This window comes from Fulvivirga maritima (assembly GCF_021389955.1).
Lineage (GTDB): Bacteria > Bacteroidota > Bacteroidia > Cytophagales > Cyclobacteriaceae > Fulvivirga > Fulvivirga maritima.
The window spans coordinates 4,789,041-4,812,533 of sequence record NZ_CP089980.1; the positions used below are offsets into that span (position 1 = coordinate 4,789,041).

Sequence of the window (23,493 nt, forward strand, 5' to 3'; positions counted from 1 at the left end):
GATGGGTTAGTTAGCTATTCGAACTTGGGTTCCGTCTTGTAAGTTGATTTGCCCTGTGGTAACTATGATGTCACCAGCTTGCAGCCCTTGTAGCACTTCTATATAGTCTTGCAAATCACGCCCGGTTTCGATTTGCTGAAGAACGGCCTTATCATCTTTAACTAAATAGACAGAGGCTTTATCTAAATTTTCCATTAAAGCACTGCGCGGAATAGCCAGAGTAGTCTCATTGAGCGATTTAGAAAGGTCTGCATACACAAAGGTGCCTGACTTTAAGGTGGCTTCCGCCGAATTTTCTAAAGTCACTTCTGCGGGGTAGTTATGACCATCATCGGTAGTGGGGCTTATAAAAGTAAGCTTGCCATTAAACTGTTTGCCAGGAAAAATATCCGTGGTAATTGTAACCTGCTGACCTTTAGATACCTGATAGGCCTCTGTTTCAGTAAGGTTAACTTCTACCTTAAGACTGCTAAGGTTAACTACTTTGGTTAATTCTGTTCCTGCACTGGCATAAACTCCTTCTTCTATAGGTTTAGTGGCTATAGTGCCGCTGATCGGGGCTTTCACATAGGCATCACCTACTTGCTTTTTTAGTTGATCTATTGTATTGAGGGCTTCATTATAACTCTGTTGGAGCTCATCTACCTTTTCTTTGGTAGCGGCCTTACCTTCGTACAGTTCCTTGTAAGTCTCTAGGTCATTCTTAAGCTTAGCTGCCTGAGTTTTCGCCTTTTCTAGCTCTAGCTGGTTAGTTCTATTGTCTATTACTGCTAAGGTTTGACCAGCTTTAACTTCATCTCCAAGCTCAAAATTGATCTTTTGAACTATGCCTCCAATAGGAGTTAGAATGCTGTTCTCTTTACTGGCTATGATATTACCTGTTTTTATGATGGTATAGGTGATAGGTCTTTGGCTCGCAGTATCTGTTTTCACAGGAATTAGAATGGCCTCAACTTCTTTAACCTTATTTTGCTCATTGATTTTCTGCTTATTGAAAAAGAGTTTAACTCCAATGAATACCAGCAGAACTACACATATAAGCCCAATGATATATTTTCTTTTCATAATTAGTTTATTGCAGTGATTTGTAGAATGATTTTAATGTGCCCTTGGCTTTCTCGAGCTCTATAAGTGCTTCATAATATGAGTATACTGACTGGATATAATTGTTTTGAGATTCTTTCAAAGTCCTTTGTGTTTCCAGCCAGTCGGTAAGGTCAGTTACACCTTTGTTGTATTGAAGGCTGGTGGCTTTAAAGGTAGATTGTGATAATTCCAGTGTGCGTTTATCATTTTCTAAATTTCCACTAGCTTGTAGCAATTGATTTTTGGCGTTTTCATATTCTAGTGTATAGTTTTCTTTATCTAAAGCAATATTCTCCTGAGCATTAAGGAGTTCATAATGCGCTTGTTGTACTTGAGCTTTTTTAGAAAATCCCGTAAAAAGAGGTATTTGAGCAGAAAGCCCTATAGCCGCATAGTCATTTAAACCTTTGAAGGTTTCGTTAGGCTCATCTCCAAAACCAACCGTTCCATAGCGAGCATAGACGCCTATTTTAGGCAATCCTTTATATTTCAAGCGTTGTTCATCTATATATAACTGCTCTATTTGTGCATTTGAGATATTATAATTAGTGCGTTGAGTGGGGTTAAACACCTCAAAATCATCGGTAGAAGCCAGAGGAGTGATATTCAGATCTAAAGATGTGGTGTCTACCTCTATTGGTAATTCCAAGGGTAGCCCCATTTCGTACTTCAGTTGATTTTTGGATACTTTAAGGGTGTTTTTGGCTACATTTAGTTGAGAAAGAGTATTTCGATAGTTTACTTCTATTTTGTTAGCATCTATTTCAGTAAGTACACCTTTGCGTACTTTAAGATTACTCACTTCTACCTGTTCCTTGTAGGTTTTAAGATCTTCGGTTAAATAATTAATTTGCTCTAGGCTTACCAGTACTTCATAATATGCGGTACTGATGTTATAAATGATATCTTCATCATTAAGCTCCTTATTGAGTTCGGCCTCTTTTCTTATATATTTATGCGCTTTGAAAGAAGTGATTAATGATTGATCATACACCGTTTGATCAAGCTGGGCAGAAACATTTAAATTGAACTGCTTTGTGAAAGCTATTTCTCTGTCTTCGGCGGCTCCTATGGCTTCACCCGGAATTACTGACTTTTGGACTTTAAGATTATCATCAAAAGTACCTTTGAGGTTTACCTTGGGTAAGTAAGCCGCGGCACCTTCACGTATCTGGGCATCTGCCTTCAGAATATTGTTTTTGTATACTTTATTACTCCTATGGTTTTCAAGGCCATAATCTATGCACACTTTTAAACTATAAGGCTTTTCTTGAGCATGAGGCTCCTTGGGTATCAGTAATGTTAGTAAGGTACTAACTACTAAAATGAGCTTATTTATCGAGATCATGGGGCAAAGTTGAGAGGGAGAGGAGGCAATTGAAAATAGCTATGGATTGAGCCTGACAATCTTCAGGGTAAGGCTTCCAAAATGAAGCATGAAATTCTTTGCCGTCTCTTATAGATTGGCCTTGTTTGTAACCTGCCGGGGCTAATGCCGCTCCTGACGGTTTTCACTAAGAATTATGATAGAAGTCATATGTTAGGGGCGAGTGAGCATTTAGCTTTGGAGAAGAAAAAGAGGGTTATTACCCCTAAATTATAAATGTGCTTATAAACCTGTCATTACTTATGAAAAATGAATTAAAAATCGTTAGGCCAGAAGAAGCCGTAAAAGACATAAAATCAGGTAACCGAATTTTGATACAAGGAGCAGCCATGACTCCTACCGTATTGGTAGATGCGCTTTGCGAAAGGTATCATGAATTAGAAGATGTAGAGGTAATACATATGCATACTGAGGGGGAAGCTTCTTACACATTGGAGCCATATAGATCCTCTTTTAAAATTAATAGCTGCTTTGTAGGTAAAAACGTACGAGAAGCAACTAACAGTGGTTTTGGAGATTATATTCCTATCTTCTTAAGTGAAGTACACTTACTTTTCAGAAGAAACATTTTACCTCTTGATGCTGCCTTCATTCAGGTGTCTCCGCCAGATAAGCACGGTTACTGTTCACTTGGTACATCAGTAGATGTAGTTATCCCTGGTTTAGAAACCGCTAAGATGGTGATAGCTCAGGTAAACCCAAGAGTACCTAGAACTCATGGTGATGGTATTATCCACGTAAGCAAAATTGATTATGCTATTGAAGTAGATAAACCTTTACACAGTTCTGGTGGCAAAGCTCCTTCTGAGATAGAAGAGAAAATAGGTAAATATGTAGCTGGCTTGGTAGAAGATGGAGCTACTTTACAAATGGGTATAGGTGGTATTCCTAACGTAGTACTGGCTAACCTTCAAGGTCACCAAAAGCTGGGTATTCACACAGAGATGTTTTCTGATGGTGTGCTTCCTCTTATAGAGTCAGGAGTAATAACCGGAGAAAATAAAGTGGTGAAACCAGGTAAAATAGTAAGTTGCTTTGCAGTAGGTACTCAGAAGTTATATGACTTCATGGATGATAACCCACTCATAGATATGAAAGAAGCAGCTTATACTAATGATACATCTATCATTAGAAAAAATCCTAAAGTAACTGCTATTAACAGTGCCATAGAAATTGACTTGTGTGGTCAGGTTTGTGCAGATACTATTGGAAAAAGACAATATTCAGGAGTAGGCGGTCAGATGGACTTTATAAGAGGAGCTTCATTATCTCCTGGTGGTAAAGCCATTTTTGCCATGCCTTCTATTACAAATAAAGGTATATCTAAAATCGTTCCTTATCTTAAAGAAGGAGCCGGAGTAACTACCACAAGAGCTCATGTTCACTACATAGTTACAGAATATGGAGTAGTTAACTTGTTTGGTAGAAACCTCAAACAAAGAGCTCATGACCTTATTTCTATCTCTCACCCAGATCATAGAGAAGAGCTGGAAAGAATGGCTTTTGAAAGATTTAAAGTGCTGGTTTAAGCATATGAATTTAGTATTTAGGTTTTCATTAGAACTCTCTGACACACGTGGTCAGGGAGTTTTTTTTTGGAACTGATTTTTGTCAGAAAACTAAGGGATTTTATTTAGACTAAATCATTTCATCGCCTGATACTAGTCATATTTTAGCTACAAATCTACCCGTATCATTGTACCAACAAAAACAAAGAACGTTATGAAAAGATCAATCTATCTAACACTAATATTCAGTATGGCTGTACTAACAGGTATGGCACAATCTTACTCATTAAATAATAAAGCATCTAAGGTGGAAGTACTTGGAACATCAACTCTTCATGATTGGGAGATGACAGCTGAGGAAGTGAGTGGAAAGGCAAATTTGGAAGTGAGCGGAAGTAACGTTACAGTAAACTCTCTTTCAATAGATGTAAAAGCAGAAAGCCTTAAAAGTGGTAAATCATCAATGGATAAAAATGGTTATGAAGCTTTAAAAACTGATGATTACCCTACCATTAAATATGTGTTCAAATCAGTAAAGTCAACAAGCGGTAATCAGCTTACAACTACTGGTACACTTACTTTAGCCGGAGTTTCTAAAACTATCACTATGCCTGTAACAGCTCAGGTATCTGGTAACACAGTAACTTTTAAAGGTAAATACACTTTCAACATGACTGCCTTTAAAATTGAGCCTCCTACAGCATTAATGGGAACAATCACTACAGGTGATGAGGTAACAGTAGAATTTAATGTTCAATACACTAAGTAATCAATAAACAACTAATAAGATTTAATAATCAGACAAACAATCTTTTAACTTATACTACAATGAAAACGTCCATAAAATTAGCATTAGTGATCTTCTTCGCTGGCATAGCTAGCTTCGGATACGCCCAGGTAAACAGAGACTTGCAGTTTTACCGTCCCGCAGGACAAGAAGGACTAAATGTCTTTGAAACAGGAAAGCAAGATACAGTACCTTATACAGGATTGAAAGTGAGAGTAGGCGGTGACTTTGCTATGCAGTTCCAGGCTTTAGATCAATCAAATGATGCAGATAACTTAGTAGACTTAGGCACTAACCTTAACTTGCCTAACGCCAACTTAAACATAGATGTACAACTTTATGATGGTGTTAGAATGCACTTAAGAACTTATCTTTCAGCAAGACACCACGAAGAATCTTGGGTAAAAGGTGGTCACATCCAAATGGATAAATTAGACTTCATTAAACCAGGCTTCTTAGAAGGAGTAATGAAATATGCAACCATTAGAATTGGTTTAGATGAGGTGAACTACGGTGATGCTCACTTTAGAAGAAGTGATAACGCAAGAGCAATTTACAACCCATTTGTAGGTAACTATATCATGGATGCCTTCACTACAGAAGCATACGCAGAAGTAAGAGGTCAGTATAACGGATTCTTAGCTGTAGTAGGTATAACTAACGGTAAACTGAATCAAAATGTGGTAGTGAATGATAGTACTGATAACAAACTGTCTTTCTTCGGTAAATTAGGTTATGATAAACAACTTAATGATGACTTAAGAGTAAGATTAACAGGTTCATTATACACTAACCAAGGTAAATCAAACGGAGCATTCCTTTACGGAGGTGACCGTGGTGGAGCAAGATATTACTCAGTGATGCACACTGTAGCTGACGGTGGATCAGACTTCGACGGTAGATTAAACCCTATCCAAAATAGAGAAAATGCACAGTTAACTGCTGTTCAAATCAACCCATTCGTAAAATATAGAGGAGTAGAGTTCTTCGGAATCTACGAACACACTTCTGACGGTGTAGCAGACGGAGGATTTACTCAACTAGCTGCTGAATTAATCTACAGATTCGGTGGTCAGGATCAACTGTACATAGGTGGAAGATATAACACTGTAAGCGGAGAGTTTTATGACGGAGCTCCAACAGCTAAAGTAAACAGATTCAACATAGGTGGTGGATGGTACTTAACAGACAACATCATGGCTAAAGTTGAGTATGTAAACCAACAATATGATGATAACGGCTGGGACGGATCTAAATATCAAGGTGCAGAATTCGACGGATTTAATGTAGAGGCTGTCATTGGCTTCTAAATAGTTAGCGTTTAGGTAGTGAAAAGGGGCTTCGGCCCCTTTTTTCGTTTCTAAGGATTATTAACTCATCCTGGGGAGGGTAGGTAATATATTTTTTGTTAGTTTTATTACAGACCAATCAATCTCATGATGAAAATTATATTTACCCTACTTTTTATAATTGTATATGCTTTACAAGGTATACAAGCCCAAGTACCAAAGCCGGTTAAACTCACCATAGAAAATGGTAAAATCGAAGGCTTTAATGATGATGAGCAACACGTAGATAAGTTTCTGGGTATTCCTTATGCACAACCTCCTGTAGGTGAGTTAAGGTGGAAAGCACCACAGCCTTTAACGGACTGGAGTGAAACCAGAGATACTAAAAAATTTGGACCAACTCCAATGCAGGCAGATGTTTTTGGAGATATGGTGTTTCGCTCTGAAAAAATGAGCGAAGATTGTCTTTATCTGAACGTCTGGACTCCTGATAGTAGAAAGAAAAATGCCGCTTTACCAGTGTTAGTTTATTTCTATGGTGGCGGTTATGTGGCAGGAGGAAGCTCTGAGCCCCGATATGATGGAGCCTCTATGGCGCAGAAAGGCATAGTAACGGTTACGGTGAATTATAGGCTTAACATTTTTGGTTTCTTTGCCCATCCACAATTGAGCGAGGAGGCTGCTTATAAAGCTTCTGGTAACTACGGCTTGCTAGATCAAGCTGCTGCTTTACAGTGGGTGAAAGATAATATCAAAGCCTTTGGCGGTGATCCTGATAGAGTTACGATAGCAGGAGAATCTGCGGGCTCTATTTCTGTGAGTTCACAAATGGCTTCTCCATTATCCAAACATCTGATTGCTGGAGCTATAGGAGAGAGCGGAGCGGCTATTAAGCCCACATTAGCTCCGGTTTCTTTAGAAGAAGCAGAGAGTATAGGAATGAAGTTCGCTACTACATTCGGATATTATTCTTTGAAAGAATTACGCAAAGCCAGTACAGAAGAAATTTTCGAAAAATATAAAAAATCAGGGTTTTTTGGTTTTCCTTCGGTAATAGATGGGTACTTCTTTCCTAAAACTTTACCGGAAATATTTAAAGCAGGTGAGCAATCACAGGTTCCACTATTGCTAGGCTGGAATTCTGCGGAAATTCCCGGTATGGCTTTTATGCAAGGTCAGCCTTATACAGATGAGGCTTATATCAAAAATGTGAAACAGGCGTACCCTGATACCTATGAAGAAGTGCTGAAATTATACCCACATACAAGTGAGGAGGAAATAGCCCTTTCGGCTACAGCTTTAGCTTCTGACCGATTTATATCATATAGTACCTGGAAATGGTTTGATCTTCATCGTAAGCATAGTGATCAGCCTGTGTATAGGTATTTGTTTTCGCAAATTAGACCCAAGGCGGCTAATGAAGAAAAACAACCTATCGGAGCTCCGCATGCCTCAGAAATACCTTACTGTATGGGTAATTTATACTTAATGGATGAATTTAACTGGACTGATGCCGACAAGAAAACTTCTGCAGTAATGCAGCAGTACTTTGCTAATTTTATTAAAACAGGAGATCCTAATAAAGGAGACCTTCGTAAGTGGCCTGCTGCTAAGCCTGAAGATGGTACGCCGCCAGTAATGATTATCAATGCTGATTCTAAAGGTGGAAGAAGCTCAAAATGATGGCCGATATGAGTTCTTAGATCGAGCCTATGGTAATGACAAGTAACAAAAAAGACGGGTGATCATCGCCCGTCTTTTTTGTAAGAATTATTTAAGCCAGTTTATCTGTAGCAAGATGGTAATCAGGATCTTCCAATACATTCACATCTATGATTTGATCTGCATTTTTTAATAATGTCTTACAATCAGGGCTCAGGTGTTTTAAATGAACCGTTTTACCTGCTTTTTGATATCTTTCCGTTAGTTTGTTTAGCGCTTCTATGGCAGACATATCTACCACACGGCTCTCAGCAAAATCTATAATTACTTCTTCAGGGTCATTAGCTATGTCAAACTTCTCATTAAAGGCAGTAACAGAACCAAAAAACAAAGGCCCTTTTATTTCATAATGTTTTACTCCATTGGCATCAATTGTTTTTCTGGCTCTTATGCGTTTAGCATTGTCCCAGGCAAAAACTAATGCCGCTATAATTACACCTATAACCACAGCCAGTGCCAGGTTATGCAGCACTATAGTTACCAGCGTAACCATTACCATCACAAAGATGTCTGACTTAGGCATTTTGTTAAATATTTTAAGGCTGGCCCACTCAAAAGTACCTATTGATACCATGATCATCAGTCCTGTAAGAGCTGCCATGGGTAGCTTACCCACTAAATTGGCCCCGAACATAATGAACATAAGCAATAACACAGAAGCTACTATGCCTGATAGTCTGGCCCGGGCTCCATTAGAAATATTGATAAGGCTTTGACCTAACATAGCACAACCGCCCATTCCAGAGAAAAATCCTGAGGTTACATTAGCCAATCCCTGTGCCACCGCTTCTTTGTTGCCACGTCCTCTGGTTTCAGTAATTTCGTCTATAATATCTAGTGTAAGTAAACTTTCTATTAATCCTACACCTGCCATAATTAGAGCATAAGGAAAAATAATACGTAATGTCTCAAAACTATAATCTATGTTAGGAATGTGAAAAGGAGGGAAGCCCCCTTCAATTGAAGCAAGATCACCTACGGTTTTGGTATCAATGTTAAAAATGGCCACTATGCCAAATATGGCGAAGATAGCTACTAATGAAGCAGGAACTACTTTTGTTATTTTAGGTAATCCCCAAATGATGAGCATAGTTATAAGTACCAGCCCCAGCATTATATATAGAGGTTCACCAGTCAGCCAATTTTCGTTTTTGTCTTGAAACTGGGCCAGCTGTGCTGTGAAAATGATGAAGGCCAGTCCATTTACAAAACCATATACCACTGGCTGAGGCACTAATCGAATAAGTTTACCCAGCTTTAAGAATCCGGCCACTATTTGTATAAGACCGGCTAGTACTACGGTAGCAAAGATATACTCCACCCCATGACTTAGAGATAAAGAGGCAATAACTACAGCCACGGCACCGGTGGCTCCGGAAATTTGCCCGGGGCGCCCACCAAATATGGAGGTGATGAGTCCCATCACAAAAGCGGCATATAAGCCGGTAAGTGGTGAAAGTTTAGCCATAAGCGCAAAGGCTACCGCTTCCGGTATAAGGGCGATGGCCACGGTCATACCAGAAAGTACTTCCGTTTTGTAGTCTACACGTTGTGTAAGATCAAAAAGGTTGAGATACTTTTTCATTTATAAAAGTTCAAATAAAAAGGATGTATTAAAATACTTATTAGAAAATAGCGTATTCAGAAAAACATGAAAACAGCAAAATATTCATGCGGATGCTAGTGCATCAGTGCGGAGTAGATATTGAAGTGAATATTGCTTTTACAGTCATATTTTAAAATTATAAGAATTGCGAAGATACTACTTTTAATTCAATAACGAAGTTTATAGGATTATTTATTGAATTAAAAACCACTAGTGTCCGACTAAACTCTGGTCTAAGAAATTTTAGCGATTCTAAGCAAAAATAAAGTGGTTTTCTTCTAATCTGGAAAAGTGAGCCCTCTATGGACTAAATAAAGGGTATTGATTGGTTTTATATATTGTTTTTTGAAGTTCTAGGTCTGGATTGTTTAGAAAGCGGGTAAGGTGAACATAGGCCATCAAGTGAAACCTTACCAATGAGACCATATTAGAGAAGGCCCATCTTTTTTTGATCTGTTTTCGGACTACTTCCATCAATAATAGACAGATCAGGGCACTCCAAATTTGGATCTCAATAGCATTTTGGTTGTCCCCCAGAAAATATTTGAGAGGAAAGTTCTGCTTCAGCTTTTTAAATAAAAGCTCTATCTGCCATCGGTATTTATAAATGGCCGCTATTGTGGCTGCTTCCAACTCCATATTATTGGTCATAAACACTAATAATTTATTATTGAGGTCATCATAATAGGCTATTCTTCTATTTTGAAGCTCTTGCACTTGTCCATCAGTCTTGAAACTGATAACAACTTTTTCATCCTTAAGTACACAAAAGTCTTTATCTTCAGGCAGTTCTAGCTCATCTATTGATTGATATCTGGCATTTTCCTTCATTCTAGTAATGTAAAATATCCCTTGATGACTCCATTGTGCGTATTGTCTATAATCGATATACCCTTTATCCATCACCACATAGGATCCTTCTGGGAGTTGTAATTGCTTTAAAAATGTATGATCATGCTGACTTCCCTTGGTCAACCGTACTAAACATGGCATTAATTCTGCCGCATGAATCATTACATGAGCTTTAATGCCTCCCTTGCTTTTGCCATCTTTTCTAGGGCGTCCTGCTACCTTGAGAATATCTTTAAACAGACTAATAATCGTTGAATCAACAATATAAAGTTTATTGAGAACTTCCATTCTCAAGCGGCTGTCCGGCAAAAGGTGCCGATACTTTTTAAACAATTTCATGTAAATGTCTGCAAAGACTATACTACTGCGTTTTTTGTTGCTATCTGATAAAGTGGAACGTCTGGGTATAAATTGAATACCTAAATGGATCAGCTTGTTTTGGCAGGCCAAAAGCCCCGTAGTAAGCTCTCTGAGAGCACTTGCCCCACTGAAACAGCAGTATAACATGCTTACTAGGTGATGCCAAGTATTCAATTTCTTGTAATATCTGTCAGATTGGTATTTTGATATTATTTGATTTAACACCGATTTATCTATCAGCGATAATAGTTGAGAAAAGATTGGCTGTCCGTAGAAATATGTATTTTTACTCATGTGTGATTTTTTGTTGTGGTAAACCGAAAATACACATTATGGGGCACTCTTGAAATTATTCAGAGGCCCCTATCTTTTTTCTCGGACACTAGTGATTAAAAACTAAGTGATAGGCCCGGTTGTCTATACTTACACGATAAATAAGGAAATGGAGGATTTCTCGAAAATTTTATCAACTTTGTGATTAAACAAACAATAAGGTGTATAGAATTAATACAATTAATTTTCAAGCTGGACTTTCTGTTGATTGCGTTATTTTTGGATTTCATGAAAACCAGCTCAAGGTGTTGCTCATGAAGCTCAAGAATATGGAAGTCTGGGGCTTGCCTGGAGGTTTTGTGAGAAAGGATAAAAATGTGGATGATGAGGCCGAAGCCGTACTCGAAGAAAGAACAGGTCTTAGAGATATTTTTCTTCGTCAGTTTTACTTCTTTGGTCATTTAAATAGAAATGACGCTCAGCATGTTCAAGATTTGATAGAAAATGAAGTGGTTGATCCTGCCATGGAGGAGTGGTTTCAGCAACGCTTTGTTTCTGTTGGGTATTATGCGCTGGTAGAATATTCTAAAGTACAGCAACCCATACCTGATGATACTTCTGCCTATTGTAGCTGGGTGCCTATTACAGAGCTCCCCGAGTTAATTTTGGATCATGAGTATATAATTAAAAAGGCACATAATACCTTAAAAAGAGAATTGAATTACCAACCTATAGGGCTCAATCTACTGCCCGAGTTATTTACTATGCCTGAGCTGCAGGCTCTGTATGAAACGGTACTCCAAAAGGATCTGGATAGAAGGAATTTCAGAAGAAAAATGTTGGCCTACCAAATTCTTGTAGATACTAATAAAAAGAGAACCGGAGTAGGGCATAAGGCCCCAATTCTTTACAGCTTTGACAAGCTCAGGTACTTCGCCGCAATGAAAGATGGTTTTAGTTCTGGTTGGTAATATAAGATTTTGCTTTAATAAAACGATTTAGCATAAAAATCTGTAAATTTATGCCAATGTATTACCTTTGGTAATCGATTGAATACTTACTACAAAAACTTATGAATAAAAATACTAAAGCGCTGGCCATACTCACGCTGCTGTTCTTTATGTGGGGGTTCATTACCTCTATGAATGACATTCTTATTCCATATATGAAGGAGGTCTTTGAGTTATCTAATTTTAAATCCCTTCTGGTACAGAGTGCATTCTTTTTAGCCTATTTTATTGGTTCTTTAGCTTATTTTATTGCTTCCTTGAGTTTGGGCGATCCTATCAATAAACTGGGGTATAAAAAGACCATTACTTTTGGATTGATACTATCAAGTATCGGGTGTTTACTTTTTGTGCCTGCTTCTATGGCTGAAGTATATGCCTTGTTCTTACTCGCGCTGTTTGTGTTGGGCTTAGGACTTACGGTTTTGCAGATATCATGTAATCCTATAGTGATTTTATTGGGTAAGCCAGAAACTGCATCTGGTAGACTTAACCTTACTCAGGCATTTAACTCATTAGGTACCACGCTGGCACCTGTAGTAGGAGGATTTTTCATATTTAAATTCTTTGCTTCTGATGGTGTGCTTACCGCAGAAAATGTAAAAATGCCTTATTTAATGTTGAGCGGTTTGTTCATAGTGGTGGCGTTGCTGTTTTCTATGAGTAAAATTCCTTCTTTTAAGGATGATGATGATACCAATCATGGCTTTACTATTCTAAAATTTGCTCAGGTAAGGTGGGGTATGTTCGGTATCTTTTGCTACGTGGGTGCTGAGGTAGCTGTAGGTAGTTTAATGATTGGCTACTTAGGACATGATAATGTATTAGGGCTTGATCACTTGGAGGCGAGTAAATATTTGGCCTACTATTATTGGGGTGGAGCTATGATTGGCCGCTTTTTGGGAGGTATCAATATTAATGATCAGCCATTAAAGAAAAAGGCTTTATTTTCATTAGGAATTATATTTTTAATAACGCCGCTTATAGTATACCTGTCAGGTTTGAGCATTAGCGAAATGTGGCCTTATTTCATTTTCATAGGTATTAACCTGGCACTTTTCCTTTTAATAGGCAAAAACGCCAGACTTATGCTGGGTGTATTCGCATTGGTGAATATTTCATTTCTTGTAATCACTATTTTAGAAGTACCAGGTATGATGGTGTGGCCTATTTTATCTATAGGTCTGTTTAACTCTATCATGTGGTCAAACGTATTTTCTTTATCTACTCAAGGCTTAGGAAAATACACCAGTCAGGGGTCATCTTTATTAATTATGGCTATTTTAGGGGGAGCGATCATTCCTCCACTTCAGGGGCTGGTAGCAGATCATTTTACCTTAGGATATTCATTTTTAATACCTATGCTTTGTTACTTCTACCTGTTTTTATATAGTGTTCGTTATAACAAAATTTATACGCAAATCGACTAACTTATTTTAATATGTCAGAGCAATTGTATCCATTGAAATTCAAAACCATTTTTAAAGATAAAATTTGGGGTGGTACAAAAATAAAGGATGTGCTTCATAAGGATTATTCTCCACTGCCTAACTGCGGAGAGACCTGGGAGCTTTCAGGGGTAGAAGGTAATGTTTCTTTTGTGGCTAATGGCCGTTTGGAAGGAGAGCCGCTTACTACTCTTATCGCTAATTATAAGGATAAGCTGGTAGGGAAGAAGGTGTATGAGACTTACGGAGGACAGTTTCCGCTGCTTATCAAGTTTATAGATGCTAATGATGACCTTTCTATACAGGTTCACCCAGATGATAAGTTGGCTAAAGAAAGGCATAACTCTTTTGGTAAAACTGAAATGTGGTATATCATCCAGGCAGATGAAGATGCTACACTTATTACCGGCTTTAATCAGGAAGTAGATAAAGAAGCCTATTTAGAGTATTTTAATAGTGGTAAGTTAACAGATATTCTTAATAAGGAGAAGGTAGCTGAAGATGATGTGTTTTTCATACCTGCGGGTAGAGTGCATACCATTGGTAAAGGAATTATGCTGGCAGAAATTCAGCAGAGCTCAGATGTAACTTATCGTATTTATGACTTTGACAGAACTGACGATAAAGGCAATAAAAGAGAGCTACATGTAGAAGAGGCAGTAGATGCTATTGATTATAAATTTTATGATGAATATAAATCTAATAAGCCTGTAGAGCTAAATAAAAATACCGCTTTGGTAGAGTGTCCTTTCTTTGAGACTAATAGAATGGTGATAGATGATGAAATGAAGAAGGATTATTCTTCTTTAGATTCTTTCGTGATTCTGGTTTTCCTGGAAGGAGAAACTACTATAACAGCAGGAGATTTTAAAATGCAAGCTACGTTGGGAGATGTGGTGCTTATACCGGCAGAGGTGAATGATATAGTGCTTACACCATTAGCAAAAAGCAAAGTATTAGAAACGTACATTCCTAATTTTTAAAATAGGAATATATAGATCATAAAAAAAGCAGCTCAAGGGCTGCTTTTTTATTTCTGATAGTACAGGTTTTATACTGTTACTGCTTGTATTTCAGTTAATCTTTTGGCTATTACTTCTTTTAATTGCTCAGAAGCAGGTACAAGAGGAAGCCTTACATAGTTTTCACAAATACCTAATTCAGCCAATAATTGTTTAATGCCCACCGGACTGCTTTCGCTATACATGTGAGGGTTAATTTCTAATAGCTTAAAGGCTTCTTTAGAGGCTTTGCTGAAGTCTCCTTCAGTTACAGCTACTTTAATGTTATGGAAGATATTAGAAAAGGCATTGGCCAAAACCGAAATAACGCCTGATCCACCTATAGAATATAAAGGTACCGTAAGCATGTCATCACCAGAGATCAGCATGAAGTCTTCAGGCTTATATTTACAGATATTTAGTGCTTGCTCCATATTACCTGAAGCATCTTTAACACCAATGATATTTTCATGCTCAGCAAGTCTCAAGATAGTCTCAGCAGACATATTTGAGCCTGTTCTTCCAGGAACGTTATAAAGAATAACCGGTACAGGACTGGCATCAGCTATTTTAATGTAATGCTGAAATATGCCTTCTTGTGAAGGTTTGCTGTAATAAGGACTTACAGAAAGAATGGCATCTACTCCTGAAAGATCAGTTTCTTTAGTGATTTTCAGTGTAGCATTAGTATCATTAACGCCGATACCATAAACTATAGGAAGTTTATCTTCATTGTTTTCCTTAGTGAAGTCTAATATTTTGGCCTTGTCTGCCAGTGATATGGTGGAACCTTCTCCTGTAGTACCTAAAACAACATAATAGTCTACTCCTTGCTTAGCGGTGTAAGACAGCAGTCTTTTATAGCTTTGGTAATCTACGTTATCTTCTTTATCAAAAGGAGTAACAAGTGCTACCCCCGTTCCATATAATTTAGACATTTTTATATTAGTTCAATATTTTTGTATACTTATACATCTCATTTACAAGTTCGCGTGTGCTGTTGCTCGGCGTATCAATCATTAATTCGAAAAACTGTCTGTCAGTTTCATCAAATTTACCTACCCGGCACTTGGCCTTGCTCATAGCTAAAATGTTCTTAATGAGCAGGTTACTTTTTGTGTCCAGATAGAAAAGGTAATCGAAAGTGGCGTTAACAAATTTATGAACCTGCTCTGCCGTAAAGTTACCCCAAAAACTGATATCTTTTGTAGTGAAGAAATCAAAAAGGAATTCGAAATTTTCCAAGCCCTTAGGTAAGAGCGTGAGAACATTAACCTTTTTGCCATCATCTTCAAGGGACTTTTTGAAGTCCTTGACTATATGATGTTTTTCCAGGTCTTCACTGGTATATATTATGCCGATACTCTCAGCATATTGATAATTAGTGCTCAAGCGCTTGGCTTTGTTACTTTTTAGTAGTGAGCTGGTTTTATATGAGAGTATTTTTTTATTTAACATTCATCATTTGATCATGGCGTCAAATTCATCTTCAGAAATTATTTGGACACCTAATTTTTCAGCTTTTTCGCGTTTTGCTGGTCCCATTTTATCTCCGGCTACCAGATAGTTAAGTTTACCCGAAATTGAGCTCACCACTTTGCCTCCATGCTGCTGTATCAGTTCTTTGAGCTCGTCTCTGCCATATTTAGAAAAGACCCCCGAAATTACAAAAGTTTTATCGGTTAGACTATCCGAAAGGGTAGTGGTTTCTTTTTCTATTATTTCTAGTTGTACGCCTGCTTTTCTAAGCCTTTCTATTTCTTCGCGGTTTTGCTCTGACTCAAAGTGATTTATAATACTTCCGGCTATGCGTTCACCTATTTCTGGTACAGCTATGAGTTCATCAAAGCTGGCCTTCATTATGTTATCTATGTTTTTAAAATAGGCTGCCAGCTTTTCTGCTACTGTTTTGCCAACATAACGTATGCCTAAAGCAAAAAGTACGCTCTCGAAACTAATTTCTTTAGAGGCCTCAATTCCTTTTAAAACCTTTTTAGTACTCTGATCTTTAAAGCCTTCCAGCTGAAAAATTTCATCATAAGTAAGCTCGTAAAGGTCAGCAGGACTTTTTACAAGCTCGTTTTCATATAGCAGGTGTATTGTTCTTTCTCCCAGGCTGTCTATATCCATCGCCTTTCGTTGTATGAAATGGGCTATTCTGCCTTTAATTTGTGGTGGGCAACCTTGTGCGTTAGGGCAGTAATGCACTGCTTCGCCTTCTATACGAATAAGCTCAGTGCCACATTCAGGGCAGTTTGTTATGTATTCTAATGGCTGAAGCTCCGGTGTACGAGCAGTAAGGTCTACTCCGGTCACCTTAGGAATTATTTCGCCTCCTTTTTCTACAAACACCATATCACCAACCCTAAGGTCGAGCCTTTGTATTTCATTGGCATTGTGTAATGAAGCTCTTTTTACGGTAGTGCCGGCCAGTAATACCGGATCAAGCTCGGCCACAGGCGTTATAGCTCCGGTACGTCCTACCTGATAGGTAATAGACTTTAAGCGGGTAGCTGCATTTTCAGCTTTGTACTTGTAAGCTATGGCCCATCTAGGGCTTTTAGAGGTAAAACCCAGCTGCTGTTGCTGTTCTATGCTGTTTACCTTTATTACTATTCCGTCTGTTTCCAGTGGGAGTTCATGCCGCTTAGTTTCCCATTCGTTAATGTATGCAAGCACTTCTTCTATGTTTGTACACTTCTTATAGGTAGGAGAAAGGTTAAAACCCATCGTTTCCAGCTTTTTAATAGCTTCTTCGTGGGTGTTGATATTAAGGTTGTCTCCATTTAAAGCATATAAGTAGCAATCAAGCTTCCTTTTAGCTACAGCGGCAGAATCTTGCATTTTTAATGATCCTGAAGCCGTGTTACGGGCATTCGCATAAGGTTCTTCACCTACTGCTTCTTTTTCTTTATTGAGCTCAGCAAATACCTTTTTAGGCATAAAAGCCTCGCCTCGCGCTTCAAACTCTGCAGGATAGTCGCCTTTTAATCGTAAAGGCATGCTTCTGATGGTTCTTACATTGTGCGTAATGTCATCACCTTTTGTTCCGTCACCACGAGTGACTCCTCTGGTGAGTACTCCATTTTCATAGGTAACGCTTAGTGCTATACCATCAAACTTGAGCTCACAGATATATTCATAGCTTTCGCCTTCCAATCCTTTAGCCACACGTTTGTCAAAATCTTCCAAATCTTCTTTAGAATAAGTGTTGCCTAAAGAAAGCATGGGTGTTTTATGAAAAACGGTATTAAACTCCTTAGTAATAGTACCGCCTACACGGTGAGAAGGGGAGTCTGGGTAGTTATATTCAGGGAATTGCTTTTCTAGTTCTACTAGCTTATTGAGCAGGGTATCAAATTCATAATCAGATACTTCAGAAGTATCATTCATATAATACTGCTCATTATAATGGTTGATTTTTTTTGAGAGTTCTGCTATCTCTATTTGTGCTTCTTCCTTAGTCATTTCATCATGGGTAATGAACGTAAAACTAATTAAAGTATGCATAAAAAAGAAAGATGAGCCCCGGGAGGAACTCATCTTTCGTAAATGCATTTATGAAGTACTATTACTTGGTGGTATCTTCATATGCCTTAGTGGCTTTTTCAAGATCTACAGTGTTGTTAGAACGGTCAATATCTGCCATTCTTTGAGTACGATCAATCTCTATTTTTTTAATTTTTGAAGTGCTGCTATTTATCTTTAAAGTGTAAGTAGGGTAGGTCCATGGCCATGGCGACTCTGTAATGCGAGAAGCAGTTTTGTCTTCTACATCTTTTTCTCCTAACATAAGTCTAAGAGGTATGTAATATATCTCTGTAGAACCGTCTTCATACTCTACATATAGGTCAATAGGCATCATCATTTCGCCTACTTTTTCAAGGGTTACATAGGTAGCATCACCTTCGCCCACTACGCTTTTAATACCATAATCTATTTGGTCAGTAGTGTATACAAATTTCTCTTGGTACCAGTCTAACTGTAAGCCTGATACTTTTTCAATTGTTCTAATGAAATCAGAAGAAGTAGGGTGTTTGAATCTCCAGTCATGGTAGTATCTCTTCATTCCTTTCATAAGCGTTTCCTGACCTACCACGTAGCTAAGCTGGTGTAAAAATACTGCGCCTTTAGCATATGAATTAATGCTGTAAGATCTGTTAGAGTGGTAGTGATCAGCATGAGTGGTAAGAGGCTCTTCTTTTCCACTTTCAGCCATCATAAAGTAAGCTCTGTATGAGTTAGAGTGCGGGTCAGCATCACTGTTAGGATCCATCAAATATTGCATAGTAACTGATGATGCGTAAGAAGTGAAGCCTTCGTCCATCCAAGGGTACAGGCTTTCGTTGGTAGCTAATAAACCTTGGTACCAGCTGTGCAGCATTTCATGAACGGCTGTTCCTAAAAGGCTGTTTAGGTTTCTGTCGCCTGATATTAATGTAGCCATTGGGTACTCCATACCTCCATCACCACCGTGAATGAAAGAGTACTTTTCATAAGGATACTTGCCGAAGTTTTCACTTACAAATTGCATAGCTTTTACCATGTATTCTGGTAATCTCTCCCAAGCATCTTTGTTCTCACTGTTTTCCTGATAGATAAAGTGAAGCACTGGACCATTAGGAACCTGAGCAGTAGTATGGGTATAGTCAGGATCTGCAGCCCATACAAAGTCATGCACTTTTTCTGCTTTGAAGTTCCAGGTAAGCGGTTTGTCAGAGGTTTTTACTTCTGTACCTTCTTTTTCATATCCATGACCAATTTTGTCTGGGTTTTGAAGATAGCCTGTAGCACCTATGGTGTAAGTAGGATCTATAGTGATTTTAACATCAAAATCTCCCCACACGCCATGGAATTCACGGCCAATGTAAGGATCAGTGTGCCAGCCTAGCTCATCATACTCAGCCAGTTTAGGGTACCACTGACTCATAGAATACCTGATGCCTTCTGAGCTGTCTCTACCTGAACGTCTTACCTGTAAAGGAACCTGAGCTTCAAATTCCATTTTGAAAGTGGCTTTTTCGCCAGGTAAAATAGGTTTGTTAAGTCGCACAGAAAGAATAGTACCTTCTACTTTATAAGTTACGTCTTTACCGTTTTGCTTTAATGATTTAATATGCTGGTATCCTATCTCCTCATCAGAGAGCTTAGAGATACGATCACCCACTCTTCTATCAGGATCTTCTATGTTTAGCGAGCGAACATCCATCATACTGCCGGGTTGGAAGGCATTGAAGTAAAGATGATAAAATACTTTAGTGAGTGTATCTGGAGAGTTATTATAGTAGGTTAGTTTTTGATCTCCGGTAAACTGGTTGGTTTCAACATTCATGTCAATGTCCATCTCATATTCTACCCGCTGCTGCCAGTAGGTAGTAGAGGCCGATTGACTTTTGCCTATCAGAGGGATAAGCAAAAAGATTAATGTCAGTTTTTTATACATGTGCATATAATCTGTTATTTGATTTAAGTTTCTAATTACCAAAGTAAACGATTGTGATGATTATTCAAATCAGAATTATAAGGGCGGTTGGTTATTCCAGCTCTTCTAATGTTTCTGATAGGTTTTCTTCTGTCGTTTTTAGTTTGCCTTTACATTCTTTTATAAGGCTGGCGGCGCGTTTCACTAACTCAGCCAGCTCGTCAACATCAGGCTCACCATTTTCAATTTTATCTACTATAGACTCTATTTCTTCTACAGCACTTTTATAACTAAGCTTTTTCTTCGCCATTTTTCTTTTTACTTGATTCTACTGTACTTGTAATAATATGATCACTACTTTCTGAAACAATAACATCACCCTTTTTCAAGGTTGTATTTTTAATGAGTTTGCCATTAACGGTAGTAATGGTGTAGCCCCGCTTGAGTACATGCTGAGGATCCAGAAATTTCATGGTATTGTCAGCGAGGTCTAGCTTCTTATGTTGTTGATGAAAATAGCTTTTTGTGGCTGATTTCACCTTATAAAGAAGGTTGTTCAGCGAATAGTTAGAAGAGGCTATTTTCTCTTTACTAATAGCCTTGACCTGGTAGCCCAGGCTGCTCAGTCGTTGGGTTTCCAGATTTATCTTTTGGTTTACAGAATGATACAATCTGGAAAAGTATTCATCTAACTGATCTTCAAAAGCCATAAGGCCGCTAATGAGAAATTCGGCCACTGCTGTAGGTGTTTTTAAGCGGCTATGAGCTACTAAGTCAGCAATGGTTTCATCTCTTTCATGACCGATACCCGTGAGTACAGGGATGGGGTACTGAGCTATATGTGCAGCCAGTTCATAGTCATCAAAGCAATCCAGGTCTACCTGGCTACCGCCCCCTCTGATGATGATGAGCACATCATAGTTTTCTATCTGGTCATGGGCCTGCATCATAGCATTAATAATGGAAGGAGCCGCTTTATCTCCTTGCATGATCGCTTTATAGAGTTTGATGTTAAATTTATAGCCCCTGGAGTTTTTCTCTATCTGGTCCATAAAGTCTCCAAAACCAGCGGCAGTAGGGGAGCTGATAATGGCTATTCGCTGTGGCACTGGCGGTAGCGTATGGCTTCTGTTCATGTCAAAAACGCCATCAGCCACCAAACGATCTATAATTTCTTTTCTTCGGCGTGCCCTTTCTCCCAAAGTGAAGTTAGCATCGATGTCTTTGATATTAACACTAAGGCCATATAGTTCATGAAACTGAACCGTTAAATTACAGAGTATTTTCAGGCCGGGTTGTAGTGCCTGGCCAGTCATGCCCTCAAACCAGGTGGAGAGGTTGCGGTAGGTGTATGACCAGATGGTGCCGCGAATTTTGGCCGTAACCCGTTCGTTTTCTTTATCTACCAATTCCAGGTAGCAGTGCCCGCTCTGGTTAGTGCGCATTTCCCCGATTTCGGCCACCACCCAGTAAGAAGGCTCTAGCTGGGAGTCTAAGGTGGTCTTTATCAGGTTATTTAATTCTTGTAGTGATAGGTGCTCCATAAAAAGGAGCACAAAATTATTTAATAATTATCAACATCTATAAGCTTTCATCAATAATGATGAACATAATCATGGTAAAAAGCTCTGATTATATCTCTCTGAGGCTTTCTATGATACCGGCATTTTTGCCTTTGTACCTTACCACAAGCAGCGGTTGATTCATTTTTTCATTAACCATTTGCTCTGCCAGGCTACCTAAAAACAGGGCAGCAGCAGCGGTTCTTCCTTTTGCGCCTATTATTACAAATCCTACCTTTTCAGAATCAGCCAAATCATAAATATCACTGGCCAGGTTATCATTAGTATCTAATGCGTACTCATCACGAACCGTAAGGCCTCTTTTATCTATTTTTTTAATGAATTTCTGGAAGTTATCCTGAGCATTCTTTTTCATTATCTCACCAAACTCCTCAAAAGTTTTGCCTGTATAATGATAGCCGGCAGGTACAGCATAAACGTTCTGGCAAATGATTTCACTAGGCACACCAGTTCTAATAGCGAAGTCAATGGTTTGATCGACCGCTAGCTTGGCATAGTTAGAAAAGTCAATAGGCACTAAAAGCTTATCTACATTAGGAACGGCATTATCCGGTACTATAAGCAGGTTGCAGTTAGCTCTTCTGGCCAGCCTTAGGGTAGTAACTCCCGTAGTCTCGTGAGATTTTTTCTGCCCTACAATAATCAGGTCTGTCTGACTCTTATGAGCAATTTCCAGAATAGCTGGGGCTTGCCCTTTTTTAACCTGGAAGATGATTTTAACTTTTTTCTCAGCGTGGAAGTGTTCCTTTACCACCGCTTTCATCTTCTCTTTTCTGTCTTTAAGGGCATTTTCTTCCAGATCAGGAAATTCCTTGCGTACGCTGGAAGGGATGTTAAGACGCTTAACCATATTCACAAAAGTGATCTTCTCGGCAGAAGTATGATCAGCCATGAAAGATGCAAACCTTACAAGTGTTGCATCCATTTCACTGGTATCTAGCCCTACAAGTACATTTTTAAATGGTTCCATAAATTAATATATGTTTTGACCCATGCAAAATTATCTAATTGCAATCATTTAGAAACTTAAATAAAACTTAATTATTTGAAATTTCTAACTAATTCGTCCGCAATTAGTTCTACGCTTTCTTTTGAATGGGTAGGAAAATTAGCAATTCTTATATGTTCTTTTTTAAATTTACCATAACCACTGCCTAACACTATTCCTTTTTGATTCAATAAGTTAATCACTTCACTGCTGTCGCATTTGGTTTCTGCTACCAGCGTGGTTTTAGATCGGTATTTTTCTTCTTTTATGAAAGGGCTTAGCTGGCTGCACTCTTCAAATGCCTGATACAGCACCGCCGCTTTATATTCAGTCTCTCTTCTTATTTGCTCTATGCCTTTGGTAAGCATGTCACCGGCTACTTTGCCTAGCAGGTAAATTCCTAAAACGTTAGGTGTTTCAGAAGTTTGATTTTTAACGGACTTCTCTAGCATGGAAGGTAGGCTGTGGTAAGAACCAATGATTTTATTCTCATTCATTTTCTCTTCAGCCTTAGCTATACATTTTTCATTCACAATCCATACGCCAAGACCAGCAGGCAGACCGAAGCATTTTTGCACTGAAAAATAGGCGGTATCTACTAAGCTATAGTCAACTGGTATATACGGAGCAGAAGAAACTACGTCTAGCGCTATGATTTGCTTTTCAAAAGCACTTCTGATCTGTTTGATGTCATCAAGGGGTTGAGCAGCTCCGGTGCTGGTCTCATTTTGGGTCATAGCTATTAGCTCAGTGCTTTCTGGTATGAGCACTTCTTCAGGCTTTACTACCTGCCCTTCGTCTACCTTTTTAGCTAAAGCATTAATTTGGTAGTTCTCAGCTATCTCATGAAAACGACTGGAAAATGATCCGTTTACAAAGTGAAAAGACTCCTTAGAAACGAGGTTCTGGATAGTCCTTTCCCATATTTCAGTGGCTGATCCGGTAAACAGCACATGGTATCCTTCTGGCAGCTGTAGCAGCTGTTTAATATTTTCTACTGCAGCCTGGTGTATGCTTTCATACGCCTTGCTTCTGTGTGATAGGGAGGGAACGCTTTCATTCAAAGCATTTTTAATATGTTCTTCAGCGGTGAAGTATAGCTGAGAAGGTCCCGGAGTGAAATATATTTTTTTCATTTTTTAACGCGCATTTAGGTTGCTGCCAAAATTAATTA

At 38.5% G+C, this 23,493-nt stretch carries 19 protein-coding genes; 7 read left to right on the forward strand and 12 right to left on the reverse strand.

The genetic code is table 11. From position 1 onward, the window contains the following. Positions 1 to 6: 6 nt before the first annotated feature. Both LVD15_RS20160 and LVD15_RS20165 read right to left on the reverse strand, forming a co-directional pair. Complete coding sequence (locus tag LVD15_RS20160) at positions 7 to 1,065, reverse strand: efflux RND transporter periplasmic adaptor subunit (protein ID WP_233777009.1); 1,059 nt, start codon at positions 1,063 to 1,065, stop codon at positions 7 to 9. Between the two features lie 7 nt (positions 1,066 to 1,072). Next, positions 1,073 to 2,434 carry a TolC family protein gene (locus LVD15_RS20165; RefSeq protein ID WP_233777010.1) on the reverse strand — a complete coding sequence of 454 codons (1,362 nt, stop codon included), beginning with the start codon at positions 2,432 to 2,434 and terminating at the stop codon, positions 1,073 to 1,075. 281 nt (positions 2,435 to 2,715) lie between these two features. On the opposite strand from LVD15_RS20165, the gene LVD15_RS20170 reads away from it, so the two are divergent. From LVD15_RS20170 to LVD15_RS20185, 4 genes are all read left to right on the forward strand, one after another. Beyond that, complete coding sequence (locus LVD15_RS20170) at positions 2,716 to 4,002, forward strand: acetyl-CoA hydrolase/transferase family protein (protein ID WP_233777011.1); 1,287 nt, start codon at positions 2,716 to 2,718, stop codon at positions 4,000 to 4,002. Positions 4,003 to 4,195: 193 nt separating this feature from the next. Next, complete coding sequence (locus LVD15_RS20175; protein WP_233777012.1) at positions 4,196 to 4,750, forward strand: YceI family protein; 555 nt, start codon at positions 4,196 to 4,198, stop codon at positions 4,748 to 4,750. Between the two features lie 59 nt (positions 4,751 to 4,809). Then, the gene (locus tag LVD15_RS20180) at positions 4,810 to 6,078 is read left to right on the forward strand and encodes a hypothetical protein (protein ID WP_233777013.1); all 1,269 of its coding nucleotides are present in this window, start codon (positions 4,810 to 4,812) and stop codon (positions 6,076 to 6,078) included. A 126-nt stretch (positions 6,079 to 6,204) separates the two neighbouring features. Continuing rightward, a complete protein-coding gene (locus LVD15_RS20185) occupies positions 6,205 to 7,740 on the forward strand; it encodes a carboxylesterase/lipase family protein (RefSeq protein WP_233777014.1) in 1,536 nt (511 codons plus the stop codon). Positions 7,741 to 7,831: 91 nt separating this feature from the next. On the opposite strand, the gene LVD15_RS20190 is transcribed toward LVD15_RS20185, so the two are convergent. After that, complete coding sequence (locus LVD15_RS20190) at positions 7,832 to 9,364, reverse strand: SulP family inorganic anion transporter (protein ID WP_233777015.1); 1,533 nt, start codon at positions 9,362 to 9,364, stop codon at positions 7,832 to 7,834. A 321-nt stretch (positions 9,365 to 9,685) separates the two neighbouring features. Further along, on the reverse strand, positions 9,686 to 10,891 hold the full coding sequence (locus LVD15_RS20195; protein ID WP_233776251.1) for an IS4 family transposase: 1,206 nt from the start codon (positions 10,889 to 10,891) through the stop codon (positions 9,686 to 9,688). A gap of 293 nt (positions 10,892 to 11,184) precedes the next feature. Here LVD15_RS20195 and LVD15_RS20200 point away from each other — a divergent pair, with 293 nt between their 5' ends. The 3 genes from LVD15_RS20200 (at position 11,185) to LVD15_RS20210 (ending at position 14,308) form a co-directional block, all read left to right on the forward strand. Then, entirely contained in the window at positions 11,185 to 11,841 is a 657-nt protein-coding gene (locus tag LVD15_RS20200; protein WP_233777016.1) for an NUDIX hydrolase, read from the forward strand. A gap of 101 nt (positions 11,842 to 11,942) precedes the next feature. Beyond that, complete coding sequence (locus LVD15_RS20205) at positions 11,943 to 13,307, forward strand: sugar MFS transporter (RefSeq protein ID WP_233777017.1); 1,365 nt, start codon at positions 11,943 to 11,945, stop codon at positions 13,305 to 13,307. An 11-nt stretch (positions 13,308 to 13,318) separates the two neighbouring features. Continuing rightward, positions 13,319 to 14,308, forward strand: coding sequence for a type I phosphomannose isomerase catalytic subunit (locus LVD15_RS20210; protein ID WP_233777018.1), 990 nt, complete (start codon positions 13,319 to 13,321; stop codon positions 14,306 to 14,308). 68 nt (positions 14,309 to 14,376) lie between these two features. Here LVD15_RS20210 and dapA read toward each other — a convergent pair whose 3' ends face one another. The 8 genes from dapA to LVD15_RS20250 form a co-directional block, all read right to left on the reverse strand. Next, a complete protein-coding gene (dapA, locus tag LVD15_RS20215; protein WP_233777019.1) occupies positions 14,377 to 15,264 on the reverse strand; it encodes a 4-hydroxy-tetrahydrodipicolinate synthase in 888 nt (295 codons plus the stop codon). 7 nt (positions 15,265 to 15,271) lie between these two features. After that, complete coding sequence (locus LVD15_RS20220; RefSeq protein ID WP_233777020.1) at positions 15,272 to 15,784, reverse strand: DUF6913 domain-containing protein; 513 nt, start codon at positions 15,782 to 15,784, stop codon at positions 15,272 to 15,274. Between the two features lie 3 nt (positions 15,785 to 15,787). Beyond that, complete coding sequence (ligA, locus tag LVD15_RS20225) at positions 15,788 to 17,794, reverse strand: NAD-dependent DNA ligase LigA (RefSeq protein ID WP_233777021.1); 2,007 nt, start codon at positions 17,792 to 17,794, stop codon at positions 15,788 to 15,790. Positions 17,795 to 17,897: 103 nt separating this feature from the next. After that, positions 17,898 to 19,769 (reverse strand): M1 family metallopeptidase, encoded by a 1,872-nt coding sequence (locus LVD15_RS20230; protein ID WP_233777022.1) that lies wholly within the window; start codon positions 19,767 to 19,769, stop codon positions 17,898 to 17,900. 91 nt (positions 19,770 to 19,860) lie between these two features. Then, positions 19,861 to 20,058: an exodeoxyribonuclease VII small subunit gene (gene xseB, locus LVD15_RS20235; RefSeq protein WP_233777023.1), complete on the reverse strand. Its 198-nt coding sequence runs from the start codon at positions 20,056 to 20,058 to the stop codon at positions 19,861 to 19,863. Next, entirely contained in the window at positions 20,039 to 21,292 is a 1,254-nt protein-coding gene (gene xseA / locus LVD15_RS20240) for an exodeoxyribonuclease VII large subunit (RefSeq protein ID WP_233777024.1), read from the reverse strand. The genes xseB and xseA overlap by 20 nt, the downstream gene beginning before the upstream one ends. Before the next feature lie 88 nt (positions 21,293 to 21,380). Continuing rightward, on the reverse strand, positions 21,381 to 22,301 hold the full coding sequence (locus LVD15_RS20245) for a universal stress protein (protein ID WP_233777025.1): 921 nt from the start codon (positions 22,299 to 22,301) through the stop codon (positions 21,381 to 21,383). Positions 22,302 to 22,372: 71 nt separating this feature from the next. Next, positions 22,373 to 23,455 carry an aminotransferase class V-fold PLP-dependent enzyme gene (locus LVD15_RS20250; protein WP_233777026.1) on the reverse strand — a complete coding sequence of 361 codons (1,083 nt, stop codon included), beginning with the start codon at positions 23,453 to 23,455 and terminating at the stop codon, positions 22,373 to 22,375. Positions 23,456 to 23,493: the final 38 nt, after the last annotated feature.